This window comes from Polaromonas sp. CT11-55 (genome assembly GCF_047303325.1).
GTDB lineage: Bacteria > Pseudomonadota > Gammaproteobacteria > Burkholderiales > Burkholderiaceae_C > Polaromonas.
Window position 1 is genome coordinate 1 of sequence record NZ_JBKBEX010000033.1, and the last position, 15,854, is coordinate 15,854.

At 61.4% G+C, this 15,854-nt stretch carries 17 protein-coding genes; 5 read left to right on the top strand and 12 right to left on the bottom strand.

What is annotated here, in order from left to right; genetic code table 11:
- Nucleotides 1–38: 38 nt before the first annotated feature.
- The 3 genes from ACEN8I_RS21775 to fabG are packed head-to-tail and all read left to right on the top strand — an operon-like array spanning nt 39 to nt 4,188.
- Nucleotides 39–1,247, top strand: coding sequence for an acetyl-CoA C-acetyltransferase (locus tag ACEN8I_RS21775; protein ID WP_413330698.1), 1,209 nt, complete (start codon nt 39–41; stop codon nt 1,245–1,247).
- A gap of 5 nt (nt 1,248–1,252) precedes the next feature.
- Complete coding sequence (locus ACEN8I_RS21780; protein WP_413330699.1) at nt 1,253–3,400, top strand: 3-hydroxyacyl-CoA dehydrogenase NAD-binding domain-containing protein; 2,148 nt, start codon at nt 1,253–1,255, stop codon at nt 3,398–3,400.
- Between the two features lie 44 nt (nt 3,401–3,444).
- Nucleotides 3,445–4,188, top strand: a complete 744-nt coding sequence (gene fabG / locus ACEN8I_RS21785) for a 3-oxoacyl-[acyl-carrier-protein] reductase (protein WP_413330700.1) — start codon at nt 3,445–3,447, stop codon at nt 4,186–4,188.
- Between the two features lie 861 nt (nt 4,189–5,049).
- Here the strand turns inward: fabG and ACEN8I_RS21790 are convergent.
- The 12 genes from ACEN8I_RS21790 to ACEN8I_RS21845 all read right to left on the bottom strand — a co-directional run bounded on the left by ACEN8I_RS21790 (nt 5,050) and on the right by ACEN8I_RS21845 (nt 14,344).
- Entirely contained in the window at nt 5,050–5,511 is a 462-nt protein-coding gene (locus tag ACEN8I_RS21790) for a DUF4124 domain-containing protein (RefSeq protein WP_413330701.1), read from the bottom strand.
- Between the two features lie 296 nt (nt 5,512–5,807).
- Nucleotides 5,808–6,281, bottom strand: coding sequence for an STM3941 family protein (locus tag ACEN8I_RS21795; protein ID WP_413330702.1), 474 nt, complete (start codon nt 6,279–6,281; stop codon nt 5,808–5,810).
- Between the two features lie 87 nt (nt 6,282–6,368).
- Nucleotides 6,369–6,746, bottom strand: coding sequence for a hypothetical protein (locus ACEN8I_RS21800; protein ID WP_413330703.1), 378 nt, complete (start codon nt 6,744–6,746; stop codon nt 6,369–6,371).
- A 187-nt stretch (nt 6,747–6,933) separates the two neighbouring features.
- The gene (locus ACEN8I_RS21805) at nt 6,934–7,386 is read right to left on the bottom strand and encodes a DUF2846 domain-containing protein (RefSeq protein WP_413330704.1); all 453 of its coding nucleotides are present in this window, start codon (nt 7,384–7,386) and stop codon (nt 6,934–6,936) included.
- Nucleotides 7,387–7,672: 286 nt separating this feature from the next.
- Entirely contained in the window at nt 7,673–8,173 is a 501-nt protein-coding gene (locus ACEN8I_RS21810; RefSeq protein WP_413330705.1) for a hypothetical protein, read from the bottom strand.
- Nucleotides 8,174–8,367: 194 nt separating this feature from the next.
- Complete coding sequence (locus ACEN8I_RS21815) at nt 8,368–8,676, bottom strand: hypothetical protein (RefSeq protein ID WP_413330706.1); 309 nt, start codon at nt 8,674–8,676, stop codon at nt 8,368–8,370.
- A 574-nt stretch (nt 8,677–9,250) separates the two neighbouring features.
- Nucleotides 9,251–11,128 (bottom strand): PAS domain S-box protein, encoded by a 1,878-nt coding sequence (locus ACEN8I_RS21820; protein ID WP_413330707.1) that lies wholly within the window; start codon nt 11,126–11,128, stop codon nt 9,251–9,253.
- A 267-nt stretch (nt 11,129–11,395) separates the two neighbouring features.
- On the bottom strand, nt 11,396–11,803 hold the full coding sequence (locus ACEN8I_RS21825; protein WP_413330708.1) for a GNAT family N-acetyltransferase: 408 nt from the start codon (nt 11,801–11,803) through the stop codon (nt 11,396–11,398).
- A gap of 119 nt (nt 11,804–11,922) precedes the next feature.
- Entirely contained in the window at nt 11,923–12,462 is a 540-nt protein-coding gene (locus ACEN8I_RS21830; RefSeq protein WP_413330709.1) for a hypothetical protein, read from the bottom strand.
- Between the two features lie 121 nt (nt 12,463–12,583).
- Nucleotides 12,584–12,883, bottom strand: a complete 300-nt coding sequence (locus tag ACEN8I_RS21835) for a hypothetical protein (RefSeq protein WP_413330710.1) — start codon at nt 12,881–12,883, stop codon at nt 12,584–12,586.
- 43 nt (nt 12,884–12,926) lie between these two features.
- The gene (locus ACEN8I_RS21840) at nt 12,927–13,400 is read right to left on the bottom strand and encodes a YcxB family protein (RefSeq protein WP_413330711.1); all 474 of its coding nucleotides are present in this window, start codon (nt 13,398–13,400) and stop codon (nt 12,927–12,929) included.
- 80 nt (nt 13,401–13,480) lie between these two features.
- Entirely contained in the window at nt 13,481–14,344 is an 864-nt protein-coding gene (locus ACEN8I_RS21845; protein WP_413330712.1) for an AraC family ligand binding domain-containing protein, read from the bottom strand.
- A gap of 76 nt (nt 14,345–14,420) precedes the next feature.
- On the opposite strand from ACEN8I_RS21845, the gene ACEN8I_RS21850 reads away from it, so the two are divergent.
- A complete protein-coding gene (locus tag ACEN8I_RS21850; RefSeq protein ID WP_413330713.1) occupies nt 14,421–14,780 on the top strand; it encodes a cupin domain-containing protein in 360 nt (119 codons plus the stop codon).
- 78 nt (nt 14,781–14,858) lie between these two features.
- A complete protein-coding gene (locus ACEN8I_RS21855) occupies nt 14,859–15,815 on the top strand; it encodes a GNAT family N-acetyltransferase (RefSeq protein ID WP_413330714.1) in 957 nt (318 codons plus the stop codon).
- The last annotated feature ends 39 nt before the right edge of the window (nt 15,816–15,854 follow it).

A 15,854-nucleotide genomic window follows, 5' to 3' on the forward strand; every position in this document is an offset into this window, starting at 1 on the left:
GCTCCGAATCATCCCCGCCCTCCCCCGAGGAAAAACCCATGAGCACCGAAGCCTTTATCTACGACGCCATCCGCACGCCGCGCGGCAAGGGCAAAAAAGACGGCAGCCTGCATGAGGTCAAGCCCGTCAACCTGCTGGCCGGCGTGCTGGCGGATTTGCAAAAGCGCAACGGCTTTGACACCGCGGCCGTCGACGACGTGGTCATGGGCGTGGTTTCACCCGTGGGCGAACAGGGCGCCGTCATTGCCAAGGTAGCTGCGCTCAAGGCCGGCTGGGACTTCCGCGCATCCGGTGTGCAAATCAACCGCTTTTGCGCCTCGGGCCTGGAGGCCGTCAATCTGGCCGCGCAGAAAGTGCGCTCCGGCTGGGAAGAGCTGGTGGTGGCTGGCGGCGTTGAAAGCATGAGCCGCGTACCAATTGGCGCCGACGGCGGCGCCTGGGCGCAAGACCCCGAAACCAACAGCGCAACCCTGTTTGTGCCGCAAGGCATAGGCGCCGACCTGATCGCCACGCTCGAAGGCTTCAGCCGCGCCGACGTGGACACTTTCGCGCTCGAAAGCCAGCAACGCGCCGCCAGGGCGCGTGCTGCCGGCTACTTTGCCAACTCCATCGTTCCGGTCAAGGACTTCCTGGGCCAGACCATCCTGGGCGAAGACGAATTCATCAAGCCGCAAACCACGCTCGAAGGCCTGGCCTCGCTCAGGCCCGCCTTCGACCAGCTGGGCGCCATGGGTTTTGACGCCGTGGCGCTGCAGCGCTACCCGCAGGTCGAGCGCATACAACATGTGCACCATGCCGGCAATTCTTCAGGCATCGTCGACGGCGCGGCCGCCGTGCTGGTGGGCTCGGAAGCCGCCGGCAAAACCCACGGCCTCAAGCCGCGCGCCCGCATCGTCGCCGCGGCGCTCAGCGGCGCCGATCCCACCATCATGTTGACCGGCCCCATGCCGGCTACGCGCAAGGCCCTGGCCAAGGCCGGCCTCACGGTGGAGCAGATCGATCTGTTCGAAGTCAACGAGGCCTTTGCCGCCGTGGTGATGCGCTTCATGAAAGAGATGAAGGTGCCGCACGACAAGGTCAACGTGAACGGCGGCGCCATCGCCATGGGCCACCCGCTAGGCGCTACCGGTGCGATGATTTTGGGCACGCTGGTCGACGAGCTGCACAGGCGCAAGCTGCGCTACGGCCTGGCCACGCTGTGTGTGGGCGGCGGCATGGGCATTGCCACCATTGTGGAAAGAGTCTGAACGCCATGAAGACCATCCAGTACCAGATCGACGATGGCATCGCCACCATCACCTTTGACGAGCCCAACTCCCCCGTCAACACCATGTGCCTGCAGTGGCAGGAGGACCTCAGCGAAGTCACCGCCCAGGTGGTGAAAGACAAAGCTGCGCTGAAGGGCATCATCCTGGCGTCGGCCAAATCCACTTTTTTTGCCGGCGCCGACCTCAAGGCGGTGATGCGCCTCACGCCGGCTGACGCGCCCAAGGCCTATGCCGAAGTCGAGCGCGTCAAGAAAAACTTCCGCACCCTGGAAACCCTGGGCATTCCCGTGGCCAGCTGCCTCAACGGCACGGCGCTGGGCGGCGGCTGGGAGGTCGCGCTGGTCGGCCACTACCGCGTGGCGGTGGACGACCCCAAAACCCAGTTCGGCCTGCCCGAGGTGACCCTGGGCCTGCTGCCCGGCGCCAGCGGCGTGACCAAGATGACGCGCCACCTGGGCCTGATGGGCGCCCAGCCCTACCTGGTCGAGGGCAAGACCTTTGGCCCACGCCAGGCGCTGGAGTTGGGCCTGGTGCATGAACTGGTGGCCGACGCGGGCGAGTTGCGCGCCAAGGCCCTGGCCTGGCTGGCCGCCAACCCCCAGGCGCAACACCCCTGGGAAGCCAAGGACTACAAAATCCCGGGCGGCACGCCCGCCAACCCCAAGATCGCCGCGGCCCTCAGCGTCGCGCCCGCCATGCTCAAAAAGCAGACGCGCGGCCTGTACCCCGCGCCCGAAGCCATCCTGGCGTGCATGGTCGAAGGCACGCAGGTGGACCTGGAAACCGCCTTGCGCATTGAAAGCCGCTACCTCGCCAGGCTCATGACCGGCAGCAATGCCAAGGCCATGATCAACACCTTTTTCTTCAACCTGAACGCCATCAAGAGCGGGCAGTCGCGCCCGGCGCGGGTGCCCAGGTTCAAACCCAACAAGGTTGGCATCCTGGGCGCCGGCATGATGGGCGCGGGCATCGCCTATGCGCAGGCCAGCCGGGGCATCGCTACCGTGCTCAAGGACGTCAGCCAGGACAAGGCCGAGGCCGGCAAGGCCTACAGCGGCAAGATCACCGCGCCGCGCGTCGAGAAAGGCCGCATGACGGCCGCCGAGCAAAGCGCCCTGCTCGCGCGCATCACCGCGACCGGCCAGGCCGCCGACCTGTCCGGCTGCGAACTCATCATCGAGGCCGTGTTCGAGCGGCGCGACCTCAAGGCCAAGGTCACGCAGGAGGCCGAACCGCTGCTCGCGCCCGGCGGCTTTTTTGCCTCCAATACCTCCACCCTGCCGATTTCCAGCCTGGCTACGGCCAGCGACCGCCCTGAAAAATTCATAGGTATCCACTTCTTCAGCCCGGTCGACAAGATGAAGCTGGTCGAGATCATCCGCGGCAAACAAACCGATGACGAAACCGTGGCCCGCGCCTTCGACTATGTGCAGGCCCTGGGCAAGATCCCCATCGTCGTCAACGACTCGCGCGGCTTTTACACCAGCCGCACCTTCGGCACCTTTGTGATGGAAGGCGCGGCCATGCTGGGCGAAGGCATTCCCGCCGCCGCCATCGAGAACGCCGGCATCCAGGCCGGCATGCCCGTGGGCCCGCTGGCCGTCCTTGATGAAACCGCGCTCTCGCTGAGCGTGCACGTGCTGGACCAGACCCGCACCGACTTCACGGCCGAAGGCAAGACCTACACGGCAACGCCCGGCGAACTGCTGGTCGAGCGCATGGTGAAAAAACTCAAGCGCCCCGGCCGCGCGGCCGGCGGTGGCTTTTACGACTACCCCACAGAGCCCGGCGCGAAAAAGCAGCTGTGGCCCGAGCTCAAGGCCCTGTTCGAGAAACCCGGCATGGCCTGGGAGATCCAGGAACTCAAGGACCGCCTGCTCTACCGCCAGGCCGTGGAGACCGCCCGCTGCCTGAGCGAAGGCGTGCTGACCACGGTGCACGACGCGAACATTGGCTCCATCTTCGGCATAGGCTTTCCGGCCTGGACGGGCGGCGCCATGCAGTTCATTTACGGCATGGGGTTTGAGGCCTTTGCCAAACGCTGTGCCGAACTGGCCGCCAAGCACGGCTCCGGTTTTGCGCTCAGCGACACAGTCAAGGACACGATCCGCAGACACCAGCCTGTATATTGAACGGCGCCTCGCCCCTTTTTTCATTCACCTCATCCGACCATTTCATGCCAAGACTCCAGAACAAGATCAGCCTCATCACCGGCGCCGCTCAGGGCATAGGCCTGGCCACCGCCCTCAAGTTCGCGACAGAAGGCGCCACCGTCATCATCTGCGACGTCAAGCAGGCCGGCGTCGACGACGCCGTCAAGCAGTGCCAGGCCTTGGGCGCCCAGGCCATGGGATTTGTGATGGACGTGACCCAGCGCGCCATGGTCGACGCCGTGGTCGGCAAGGTCAAAGACCAGTTCGGCCGCATCGACGTGCTGGTCAACAACGCCGGCATCACCCAGGACGCCCGCCTGCAGAAAATGACGCTGGAACAATTCGACAAAGTCATAGACGTCAACCTGCGCGGCGTTTTTCACTGCGCACAAGCCGTGGCCGACACCATGGTGGCCCAGGGCAGCGGCGTGATCCTCAATGCGAGCTCCGTCGTCGGCATTTACGGCAACTTCGGCCAGACCAACTACGCCGCCAGCAAGTTCGGCGTGATCGGTTTCACCAAAACATGGAGCCGCGAACTGGGCCCCAAGGGCGTGCGCGTCAACGCCGTCGCACCGGGTTTTGTGGCCACGCACATCCTGGACACCATCCCCGAGAAAGTCCTGAAAGAAATGGAAGCCCACGTGCCGCTCAAGCGCCTGGGCCGGCCTGAGGAGATTGCCAATGTCTACGCTTTCCTCGCAAGCGACGAGGCGAGTTATGTCAACGGGGCGGTGATTGAGGTGTCTGGGGGGATGTCGGTTTAGGAGCGGCGGAAGCGGACGCTTGGGACGCGGAGCGCGATCTCAACGACCAGCTGACCGATGAGGCACATCTATCGGTCGGCGAACTCATTCAGGGACTAACCAAGGCCCAACAGGAAGAGATCACGGGCCGCTACAAGAAGGACCACGACGCGGGCAAGGCGCCTTCCAAGGCCGCAGACGTTTTGAAGCCGCGAGGCTTGCACAAGCTGATCGAGGGGAACTACGACGCGGACAACTGGAAGACGACGGCCGTCATATTGGGCAGTTCAGGGGTCAAACCGACACTGTTGGACTCGGCCGCCAAGGTGCACGCGCTGATGCATGGGGAGGCTCGATCGTGATGGCCAGCTAAGTCCTCATGGGGATTGGGACGATCCTGATTGTTTGGCTTGCTGGCCTGGACATGCTCGGCGAACTGACAGCCAGCGAGGAAACCAGCTCGCTCATTGAGCGCCTCCTGGCATTGGATCAGAACCATCACCTGGCGGAGGCGTTTTGCGTCTGCGAGGCCCTGCGTCGGTAAAGTGCACAAGCAAAACGCAGACTGTTCCGAGGATAGGCAGTAACCACACGATCAGGCATTGAAGGACCTTCTGAGTCGTAGTGAGTGCCGGCATGAGTGCAACCCATGCAGTGAGGGCAATGTTCGCCACGGTCAGAACGACGACGCATAGGGCGAGTGTGTTCATCATCTAACGTAATGTATACCGCCAGGTTGATACCGGGAAAATGGTCGGGTCGAAGAAGGAGCAGCGGGCGAGGCAGGAGGAACCCGGGCCGTGATTCGCATGCGATACGAGGAATTGCCCCGAGGGGCGGTTTCATTGGCGTGGAATTGCGGCTTCCGGGAAAACGCCGGCGCTACCGCTGGCGGCAAAACGCGCGCACATCATTCTGCGCAACCTCAAGATCATATTTGTCCGTGGGTTTTCCATTGCTGTGCCTGACTGCGCCGCTCAGAACATCACGGGCAAGCACGCATCGTGACGCATCAGTGCCATCTTCTTTGCCCCCTGAGAGTGAACGGGGAGGCTTTGGCGGGAGTGACGTGTCCACTCCGCTCTCCGGCGAAGATGATTGGCTTTGTTTGCTGGATTCACGCAGGTATTCAGTTGAGGGTTTGGCGATTGGGGCCTGTGCCGGCTGCGTTGGCAACTTCACGACGTCTGTCCTGGCCGCGCCCGCATCATCCTTGTTCGCGGAATAATGGGTTTGCCCCTTGGCATCTACCCATTTATAGACTTGCGCATGGCTGCTTGGCACGAACAGCAAAGGCACCAGCAAGGCGCCCCATATCCACAGCTTGAGGTTTGAATTTTTCATGTTTTGATGTGTGGGGATAGCATCCACTTTATTGACTGGATACGAACGGCCGACCAAGCGCCGTGCGCTAACTTTCACCGGGGACCTTGCTATAGCACTCTACGCCATGCATGCCCATTGGAACAGAGAACTCCGTGGGTGACAGGAAGCGCATATGTGTACCCCCTTCACTGCGTCCTGTGCCACCGACGTACACCTGGTCTCCGTTTTGATCGCAAGCAGGCTGCAATGTGAATCCCGAAAACGGCCGGACTAGCACTTGCCGGCAGCCGCCGGCACGATGGCAAGTTCGGGCCTCACGCCTGGTACCTGGCTCGGAGAGCATTCAACAGCGCGGCCAACTCTTCGGCGTCCATGCCATAGGTGTCCGGAAAAGCAGCCTCGACGCCGGCCAGCGTGGTTGAAACCTTACGCATCTTCACGCTGCCCTGAAAATCAGTGGCATAGTTCCAGCCTACCATCTGATTCATCTGAATACGTATCGGCATAAAGCCCCGGACATCGCGCCAAGGCACAAAGGCTCGCCGAAACAGGCTCGTGAACGCAAAGCCCTGCTCCGTCAGTTCAAGGCAGGAGGCCCGTGGATGCAGGTTCACCGCGCCGACCACCGCACACAGCCCGAAGAATGCGATGCTCATCCACCCTGTCAACGGCTCCTTGTCCAACAGGAACACGCCGCCCGCCACGAACAGGAGCGAGCCGAACAGGACGCCCAGCATCTTTCGCTTGCTTGTGTACAGCATGAGCGGCAGTTCGTTGTGCTGGGGCATTGTTTGAGGCCTAACTCTGGAGACAAGCGGCCGTCAATGGGCAGGCGAGGCACGCCGCCTTGAGCGGCATAAGGGAACTCACACACGCTAGCATTTCAGGCCGGTCCTGCGGGAACTCCAATAAACCAAGCCGAGGGCGATCGTAAAAATTACGGCCGTGACAATAGATGCCGTATCAATTTCGTCCTTGAGGAAGTAAGAGACCGCCGCGGTCCCCCACATCACCAGGGAGAGCAGCAACCAGAGCAGGACGCCGGTCGAAGGCATGCGCGACTTGTAAGCGCCTATCCCGTAGATCTTTGCACTTCGATCCCACATTTCATTGAGCTCAAGCACCTTGGCCTCACATGCGCCTTTGCAGGCGAGCCCATTTCCAACGTCTACGGCACATTCGGGACAAACCGCCCTGAAGCAGGTTTTGCATAAACCCACGGCCGGTGCCGGACCATGTTTAAAACAATTCATTTTTAAAGTGTGCTGAAAGGACGACGGCGAAACGGAACCTGAGCTCAAACGATTCTAGGTGTGCAGCCTGCGCGCCGTCTCCTCAAAATGGACCGGCGCAGGCAAAAACAACCGATGGTGTTGTATTCGCCCCCGTGAACTGCTTTGCGCCGGGATAGGAATGCCGAAACGATGGCCCCAGCCCAAACTAGTCGGACCGGGTCGTCTTTGCAAGCTCCGGCAGGGCTTCGGCTTCCGGCACTTCCTCGATTAGCACTGTCTTTGAAACCATGAGCATGGGGCGGATGACCATGGCTGAGTTGAAGCGCGAAAGCACACGGTAATAGCGGCGCTGTCCACTCTGGGCATCAAATGTGAGCTCCTGTTTGCCGTCCCACCACCAAATGTTTTGCAAAGTCAACTTGTGGCTTCCTGGCGAAACGCCGAAAAAAAGGTGGCCCGCATTCATCAGGCGGCCGACCTTGGCGTCGTCAACGTAGACGTAGGGATAGCCCGCGCCGTTCACGAATCCGCCTGGCCGGTATATGGTAATGGCGGCTTGCTCTTCCGTGGGTACTTGTACGGGAAGATGCGCACCTGGCCCCGCGCATCCCGCCAGAAAAAAAACACCCAAGGCACAGACCATGGTTCGGATAAACATCGGAAAACCTCTTTCATGAAATGGAGTACAGACAGACTGCGCTGGGCCTGGGACGGCGCATGTGCGGCCTGGGCCACGCCGGCCCGCCATCATTTCAGCCGCCTTATATGTTGCAACCGCAGGCTATAGACCAGGATCCCGGATATGAGAGCCAGGTCCAGACGTCCGGGAAACGAGACACTCTGCGTCTGCACCTTTTGCAGGCCCAAGAGCAGGTAAACCACAAAAAAGGAAACGGTAGCCCGCGCAGGCAACGCCGGTTTGGCACGGCTCCGATCCCGGCCCGTCATGTGTGATCTCCGCCCGCGCCTTGGCGGTGGCCTTCGCCCATGGCCGTACCGGCCCCGGCGGCGCGGAGGTCCTTTGCCTCATAACGCTTGCTCACTTTCCGGCCCTGCTCCTCAAGAAAGAAAACCCACCGGCCTTGCTGGTGGTGCCAGTTCCGGCCCCGCACCGGTGCCACGCGGTAGGAGGGATTACCCGCATGGGCAAGAACCTCAACGAGTTGGCCCTGAAAAAATTCCGGCTCCGGCTTCCCCTGGGTCACCTCTTCATCCGACAGGCTGGCGGCGACGGGTTGGAGCTCCGGCATTGAAATCAAAGACGCTTGCAGCTCCGCGCGGGTGAAACCCATGGAAAAACCAAAGGCCATGTAGCGATTCACGGCCGGCCTGGGCCCGCTGTCAAAAAAACCGGGACCTTCCAGGTATCGCCTCAACTGGCCGACGAGCCATTCGAGGCGCCGCAGCCGCCCTGTGGTCGAAGAGGCAAAAATTTTCGGATTCACGATTGCTCCGTAAAAGTGGTGGAGCCGTATGAAACGAAGCAACTGTTACAGCGGGGTTAACAAGTTCAAAAAAAAGTTACCGGCAAAACCAGCCCTTGGGCAAACGCCGACGCGCCCCTCTGCCGTTCGAAAGCTGTCATGGCGATGCACCGCCGCCAAAATGAGAAACGGCCACCAAGGGCCGTTCTTTGCATTCAGTCATTAAATTCACTCGGATGAATCGTGTCGTAGACATGGCCTTCGCAGCAGAAGACCACCATCCAAAGCCCGAACTTGTGGTCGGAATCAGGGGGGATCAATTTGTTGAGCGCCCGCGCAACAGCTTGTTTGATTCCCACATCGACGTCCTTCCCGTCTGATGCCAGTGTTTCAACCGTCACCATCACCAGGGCCTCTTTTTCATAGAGCTCAACCTGCGGGATCGACCACCGCGCATCCGTTGCATCGACAAAGGCGAGCGCTACTTTTTCAGGAAGTTCCGGCTGGGAAGTAAACGTACCCATGGCTTGTGATGTGAGTCCTGCAAGGCAGCTGAATCAGCGATGGCTGGATGATGCTTTATGGCAAGGGCGCGTCAACAGCTTCGGGAGGAAACGGAATTTTTCACCGAAATTAGTTCCTGTTTTGCGCCTCAAAACCGCGCCTGGCCGCCGCCGGCTTAATCCGAAACGCCCCGGAAAGTGGCGAATCCCCCCTCCGTGACATATTGCGCTTCCACGGGCCTCGCCTCGGCCTCTCGGGAAACTACTCACTCAAGGTGTGCAAAATGCCATGGCGCGCCGGCGCCCGACGTGTCAGCATTCAGTCAACACCCAAGGAAATACATGCCCGCCGTTTTGCCCACCCGTTTGCCCCTTCCCGGGGATGCCACCCTCGAGAAAACCCGGCATGCCGACGGTGCAGCGCGTGAGGAGCGTCATAACAGCCTGGCGGCGAGGATAGCCGCGCACCGGCAAGGCACCGGCCCCGCGCCAACTGCCGCGGAATTAGAGCAATGCAGGGAAGACGCCGCATTCGAGCAGGCCATGGGCAGGCTGCTGGCGGAGGCGCCTCTGTCCCGCTAGGCGCTCAGCCAGGTCAGTCCAGGCGCTGGATCAGGTCTTCCAGGGAAGGAAAATCGACCGGCTTCACCAGGTGGCAGTCAAAGCCGCCGGCCAGGGTCCGGTTCCTGTCGTCCTCATGGCCGTAACCGGTAATGGCGGCAATGAGCATGCCGGGGCCGTACGACAAGCCGCGCAGCTCGCTGGCGACTTCAAACCCATTCATGCCCGGCATGCCGATATCGACCAGCGCGGCATCCGCCCGGTAGGTTTTTGCGATCTCCAGCGCGTCGGGCCCGTTGTAAGCAACCTTGGCCGAATGCCCAAGCAGGCGGAGCACTTCCGCGAGGCTGTCGGCCGCATCCCGGTTGTCGTCAACGACCAGGAATTTTTTTGCAGGTTCATCGGCAGCCGCCGGCTTGCCGACGCTGGCCCCGGGAATTGAAAACTTGAAGCGGCTTCCCCTGTCTGGGCCCTCGCTCTCGGCGCTGAGCACGCCGCCATGCATTTCCACCAGCGACTTGGCCAGCGTCAAGCCTATGCCCAGGCCGCTTTCCTTGGCGGCCGACTGCATGTCGCCCTGGGAAAACAGCTCAAAAATCTCCTGGATCGCGGTCCTGGTAAGGCCCAGCCCGGTATCCGACACCTCGGTCCACACCTGGGCCCCTTCCGCCCAGCAGCGCAGCGTGATACGCCCGCCCGATGGCGTGTACTTGGCCGCATTGGTCAAAAGGTTCTGGACCACCTGGGTCAGCCGTATGCTGTCGGCGTCCACATAGACGTCGTCCTGCGGCAGCTCCAGGGAGAAAGTGTGGTGCCTGGCGTCCATCATGGGGCGCATGGCCTCCGCGGCCCGGCTCAGGACCTGGTTGTAGAGCACGGTTTCTTTTTTGAGATGTATCTTGCCCGTGGTCAGGCGCCCCACGTCCAGCAGGTCGTCGACAAGCCGTGTCATATGGGTCAGCTGGCGGTCTATCATCTCGCGGCTGTTTTTGACCACCGGGCTGGGCGCGGGCTCGAGCTGCAGGACGGTGACGGCATTGCGTATGGGCGCCAGCGGGTTGCGCAGCTCATGCGCGAGCATGGCCAGGAATTCATTCATGCGTCGGCTGGAGCGCTCCAGTTCCTCGAGCCGCCGGCGCTCGGACATGTCGCGGGTGATTTTGGCGAAGCCGCGCAACTGCCCTTCGGCATCGCGGATGGCCGTGATGACCACATTCGCCCAGAACCGGGTGCCGTCCTTGCGCACGCGCCAGCCCTCTTCTTCCGCGCGGCCTTTTTCAAGCGCCGTCCGCAACTCGTTTTCGGGCATGCCGATCGCCAGCTCCTCGGGCCGGTAAAACATGCGGAAGTGCCGGCCTATGGCTTCGGCGGCGGTGTAGCCTTTGAGGATCTGCGCACCGGTGTTCCAGCTTTGGATGATGCCCTCGGGGTCCAGCATGAAGATCGCATAGTCCTGCACGCCCTCCACCATCAGGCGCAGCCGCTCTTCGCTTTCGCGCAGGGCCTGTTCCTGCCTGCGCCTTTCGCTGAGGTCGCGGGTCACCTTGGCGAATCCCGCATGGGTCCCGTCCGGATCGGTCAGCGAGGTGATGATCACGTTGGCCCAGAAGCGCGAACCGTCCTTGCGCACCCTCCAGCCCTCGTCCTCGAAGCGGCCCTGTTTTTTGGCGAAAGCCAGTTCCTGCTGGGGCCAGCCGGTGGCCCGCGCCTCGTCCGTGTAAAACATGGAGAAATGCCGCCCTATCACCTCATCGGCGGTATAGCCCTTGATACGGGTTGCGCCCGCATTCCATGACACCACGTGCCCGTCCGGATCCAGCATGAATATCCCGTAGTCCACCACGGAATCGACCAGCAGGCGAAAGCGTTCGATGCTGACGGAATCCACCGGCAGGACGGCACTGAGGTTCACGGCGCTCAATCTCCCGCCCTGGCAAACGGCTCGCGCACGCTCGGCGTGAACATTGAGCTGACTGCGTACAAATACAGCATCACAAGAGGACCCAGGCAAAAAAAAACCCGGGCGGCCCGGGCCTTGAAACTGGTAATTCCAGAGGAGTGAGTGCGGTCCCTGGACGGGACCGCAGCTTCAATATAGCCAAGCCAAAAGTAACATTCTGTAGGAGAATGCCGCGTTCCAAAGCCCCCAGGCGCTTGCGGCAGGCCGTGGCGCCTGGCCTTAGTGCTTTCGCCGGATCAGAAACGCGCTGCCAGCCGGCTCAAATCCCTGCGTCGGGTAATAAGACATCGCGTCGGGCGCGGAGAGCAGTATCAGGGACACCTGGTCGCCAATCACGGCGCGCGTGCGCCGGATCAGCTCCTTGCCTATGCCGGCGCCCTGGTACTTTTTATCGACGGCGAGATCCGAGAGGTAGCAGCAATAGGCATAGTCGGTCAGCGAGCGGCTCAGGCCCACCAACTCATTGCCCACCCAGGCCGACAGCACCAGGCTGGGCACGGAAAACATGCGCGCGATCCGGGGCAGGTCGCCCGTCGGGCGCTTGAGGCCGGACTGGTCAAAGACGCGCACGACGTCAATCGGGTCCAGCGGGTAGTTGTGGCGGTATTCAACGGTGATGTCTGTCATGGGCAAGGAGGGTAGAGTTTGTCGTCATCGTTTTATCCGGCATCGGCCATCGCCGCAATGGACAGCTTTCGGCCAAAGACACCAGAACAGCACCTCACGCCCTAAGGTGGCATCGAGTCTCAGGCAGCGTTTCGCTCAAAGTACCGTTGGTAGACATTGGTGTAATTTGTACCTGCCTGGCACGAGGTGATGTCCTCGTACTTGAGGCTCACCAGCTCATCGTCCCAATTTGCGGCGCCTGAAAAACACTCCAGCCGCACCTCGCCATGCGCCATTTCTTTCACCCTTCCAATCACGAAGTCCGGCGCCTCCAGGCGCTCGCATTCAAGAATCAGCAGTGGATACCTGTGTGCGAGATCAGCGATGGCGGAGCTCCAGTCCTCCAAATTGATTCGTAGTCCAAACGGAACCTGCGCTACAAGCCCATCCGCATCCAGAAGGGTTTGTTGGAATCTATCCGTTGCAGTGCAACGCACCTCCGTGATGTCGGCAACAGCCAGAACCATGAGCCCATCGAGGTGGAAATCGTAGACATACTGAAGAAGCACCAGTTCGTCCGACGCACCGATGACGAATCCCTGAATGGTGTGGTCGTCGATCTCATCCCGCCGGAGCGAGATGAGCGAACGCTGGTCCTGATGAGTGACAAGGTCGTGCATTGTCAGTGTGTCCTGGGGGTTGAAGATGGCAAGCGGCTCTTCATTTGGCGAATGATCAACTTAAAAATCAGCCGGGTGCGCGTTCTCCACATAAAGAAAAGAAGCGCGACCGTTCGACTCGTCAGCAGCCCTTCAAAGAAATACCACCAATACAAGCAGCTTCGTGCGGATATATGACAACCAGCAACCCTGCAGCCAGTAACGGTAAAACGACGAGAAACTTCATCCATCCACGCAACACGGCAATCTCGCGCCCTTCAGAGCGCAGAAACAACCGGGAAGCCGTCACCATTTCAAGCCAGATGAGCAACACGCCTATTCCGGCAAAACGGATTCCTTCGACTTGCCCAAACCGCCATACAACGACTACCCACAAAATGGGATAGATGAGCAGAGTCAGGAGCAAGAGGAGTACGCGCATAGGTCCGGCGGATCAATGAATTAGCAGCAGGTAGGGCCTCGGCTCAAGCAGCATCTATTTTTTCCCTGACCAACGCCAAAAAGCGGTCTCTTTGTTCTTTCGAGGAGAACGCCCTATTGGGAATGATGTGCGCCATGTGAGCGGCTACATAGACGGCAACAAAACCAGGACGGGAAACTGCTTTGACGATTCCCGGCCAATAGAAGAATGACTTGTTGAACTTTGTTTCTTCAAAAAAAGCCTCATCTTGAATTTCAACAATGTGCATCGTCAGAACACTCTTGTTGTCTTTTGAAAAAAGGTACGCAGCGTTAAAACCGAACTGTAATACCCACATGGCAAGGTACCAAAGAGAGGCAGAAGTGGCCGCAGCCGACGTGGTCCCATAGTTCAATTCCGACCAAAAGAACAAAGCAAAAAAGAGCAGATACAAGCCTTGAAGAACCGGGGAGCGAAACTGATGCACGGCGTTAAAAAGCAGAAGATCGGAAAATTTGTTTTCGTATTCGATGCGCATGATGTAGAGACTCAGGATTGGAGATGAGCGGCCACCCTGGGTCCATCCGCTCGCCGAAGACGTTGACCGTCATTTTGCACTCACGAAGATGACATCACGAACCCAGCCCTCATCTGCCGCAGCCACGCCCCGGGCGCCAGCCCCACACTGCCCTTGAAGCGCCGGCTGAAGTGGCTCTGGTCGGCGAAGCCGCAGGCGGCGGCCACCTCGGCCAGGCCTTGCCCGGCCAGCATGGCGGACTGGGCGCGTTCCAGGCGCACGGCATTGAGGTAGATATGGGGCGGCACGCCGAATTGTCGGGCGAAGGCGCGGGTCAGGTGCACGCGCGACAGGCCAGCCTCGCGCGCCAGGGCATCGACGGTGATGTCCTGGTCGTAGTGGCTGCGCAGGTAGTCGCGGATGCGGGCCATGCGGACGGCGCCGGCGGCCTTGCTGTCCTCGCCCGCGCTGCGCCGCTCGCCGTAACGCTGCAGCAGCCGCACCAGCACGTCGCGCGTGAGCTCCTCGGCGCGCAGCGACTCCTGGGCCTGGCCGGCCGCGCCTATGGCCTGCGCCAGCGCGCGGCCCATGGCCGCGTCACGCACCACGGGCTGGCGAAAGTAGGCCGCCATGTCGAGGCCGGCTTCCTTGTCGCGGCATTCATCGACCACCTGCGGCGCCACGTAAAGCATGCTGTAGCCAAAGCCCTCCTGCGTGCCGCGCTGGCCGTCGTGCGGCTCGTCGGGGTTGAAGAGGATGACGTCGCCGCGCAGGCTGGCATGCAGGCTGCCGCCGCAATGAAAGGTCTGCACGCCGGAGGCGGTGACGCCTATGGAATAGGTTTCGTGGCTGTGGCGCTCAAACGTGTGTTCAGTGAAGTGGGCCTTCATCTGCGTCACGCCGGCTAAAGCGCCGGGACGAAAGCGAGCCCAGTCCTGGGTAGTGGGTTCCTGGGCGTGGTGCATGAAACAATCGTACAAGACGCGGCAGGCGCGGACAAGCAGACTCCTTTCTTCCAACACAACGCAAGAGGAGTTTTCCGTGAAAACAGACGCCGTAGACCTGCAGGCCAAGCTCGCGAGCTTTGAGGGCCACTGGCAGCCGCGCACCGTGAGCGAATTCAACGGCCATGACGTGATGGTGGTCAAGGTGCAAGGCGAGTACAGCTGGCATTCGCACCCCGAAAGCGACGACTTCTTCCTGGTGCTCAAGGGAGAACTGCACATCGACATCGAGGGCAGCCCCACCGTGATACTCAGGCCCGGCCAGCTTTACGTGGTGCCGCGCGGCGTGCGGCACCGGCCGCGCGCCGCACAGGAGGCCCAGCTGCTGCTGATAGAACCGACGGGTGCGCCCAACAGCGGCGATGCGGCCACGGCGGCCCCGCGCAGGGTGATCTGAAGCCGGACCTCGGCATTGGAATCCATCGGGGAATTCAATTACTTGACTTTGTCAATTAATTGCTTGACGATAGCCGACATGGCCACGTCAAGCTCCCCCACCCTTCCCACTCCCCCTGCCACGGCGCACATCAAGGCAATACGCGGCTTTAACCGCTTCTACACCCAGCGCATCGGCGTGCTGGACCCTTACCTGGGCAGCGAGTTCTCGCTGACCGAGGTGCGTGTGCTTTACGAACTGGCCCACCGCGACCAGCCGACCGCGACCGAGCTGGGGCGCGATTTGTCGCTGGACGCAGGCTACTTAAGCCGCATCCTGCGGCGCTTTGAAAGCAAAGGCTGGCTGGCGCGCGTGCCTTCGCCGGCCGACGCGCGGCAAAGCCTGCTCAAGCTGACGCAGGCCGGGCACAAGGTATTCGCGCCGCTGCAGCAGCAGTCGCGCGACGAGGCGGCCGCCCTGCTGGCCCCGCTGGCGCCGGAGGACCAGCACAAAGTGGTGAGCGCGATGGGCACGGTGCAGCGCCTGCTGGCCAGCCCGGACGAGGCCGCGGCGACGCGCACGGTGGTGCTACGCGACCCGCGGCCCGGCGACATGGGCTGGGTGGTGCAGCAGCACGGTGAAATCTATGCGCGTGAATACGGCTGGAACAGCGAGTTCGAGGCGCTGGTGGCCGACATCGCGGGCAAATACCTCAAGAACCACCGGCCCGACTGCGAGAAATGCTGGATCGCCGAGCTCGACGGCGATCGCGTGGGCGCGGTGTTCGTGGTGCGCAAGTCGGCCACGGTGGCGCAGCTGCGCATGCTGATCCTCGCGCCGGGCGCGCGCGGCCTGGGCTTGGGCGGGCGGCTCTCGGACGAATGCATCGCCTTCGCGCGTGCCAAGGGCTACAAAAAAATGGTGCTCTGGACCAACAGCTGCCTGACAGCGGCGCGCGCGATTTATGCGAAGCGCGGCTTCGAACTGGTCAAGAGCGAGCCCTACCAGGGCTTTGGCCATGAGTTGGTGGGTGAGACCTGGGAGCTAAAGCTTTAAGGCTACAGATTTGAACGTTCCGGAAGTCCTCAGCGCGGG

Bases quoted from the DNA above. Each gene is read 5' to 3' on its own strand.
- ACEN8I_RS21775 (WP_413330698.1), top strand. From the start codon at position 39: ATGAGCACCGAAGCCTTTATCTACGACGCCATCCGCACGCCGCGCGGC.
- ACEN8I_RS21780 (WP_413330699.1), top strand. From the start codon at position 1,253: ATGAAGACCATCCAGTACCAGATCGACGATGGCATCGCCACCATCACC.
- fabG (WP_413330700.1), top strand. From the start codon at position 3,445: ATGCCAAGACTCCAGAACAAGATCAGCCTCATCACCGGCGCCGCTCAG.
- ACEN8I_RS21790 (WP_413330701.1), bottom strand. From the start codon at position 5,511: ATGAAAAATTCAAACCTCAAGCTGTGGATATGGGGCGCCTTGCTGGTG.
- ACEN8I_RS21795 (WP_413330702.1), bottom strand. From the start codon at position 6,281: ATGCCCCAGCACAACGAACTGCCGCTCATGCTGTACACAAGCAAGCGA.
- ACEN8I_RS21800 (WP_413330703.1), bottom strand. From the start codon at position 6,746: ATGAATTGTTTTAAACATGGTCCGGCACCGGCCGTGGGTTTATGCAAA.
- ACEN8I_RS21805 (WP_413330704.1), bottom strand. From the start codon at position 7,386: ATGTTTATCCGAACCATGGTCTGTGCCTTGGGTGTTTTTTTTCTGGCG.
- ACEN8I_RS21815 (WP_413330706.1), bottom strand. From the start codon at position 8,676: ATGGGTACGTTTACTTCCCAGCCGGAACTTCCTGAAAAAGTAGCGCTC.
- ACEN8I_RS21825 (WP_413330708.1), bottom strand. From the start codon at position 11,803: ATGACAGACATCACCGTTGAATACCGCCACAACTACCCGCTGGACCCG.
- ACEN8I_RS21830 (WP_413330709.1), bottom strand. From the start codon at position 12,462: ATGCACGACCTTGTCACTCATCAGGACCAGCGTTCGCTCATCTCGCTC.
- ACEN8I_RS21835 (WP_413330710.1), bottom strand. From the start codon at position 12,883: ATGCGCGTACTCCTCTTGCTCCTGACTCTGCTCATCTATCCCATTTTG.
- ACEN8I_RS21840 (WP_413330711.1), bottom strand. From the start codon at position 13,400: ATGCGCATCGAATACGAAAACAAATTTTCCGATCTTCTGCTTTTTAAC.
- ACEN8I_RS21845 (WP_413330712.1), bottom strand. From the start codon at position 14,344: ATGCACCACGCCCAGGAACCCACTACCCAGGACTGGGCTCGCTTTCGT.
- ACEN8I_RS21855 (WP_413330714.1), top strand. From the start codon at position 14,859: ATGGCCACGTCAAGCTCCCCCACCCTTCCCACTCCCCCTGCCACGGCG.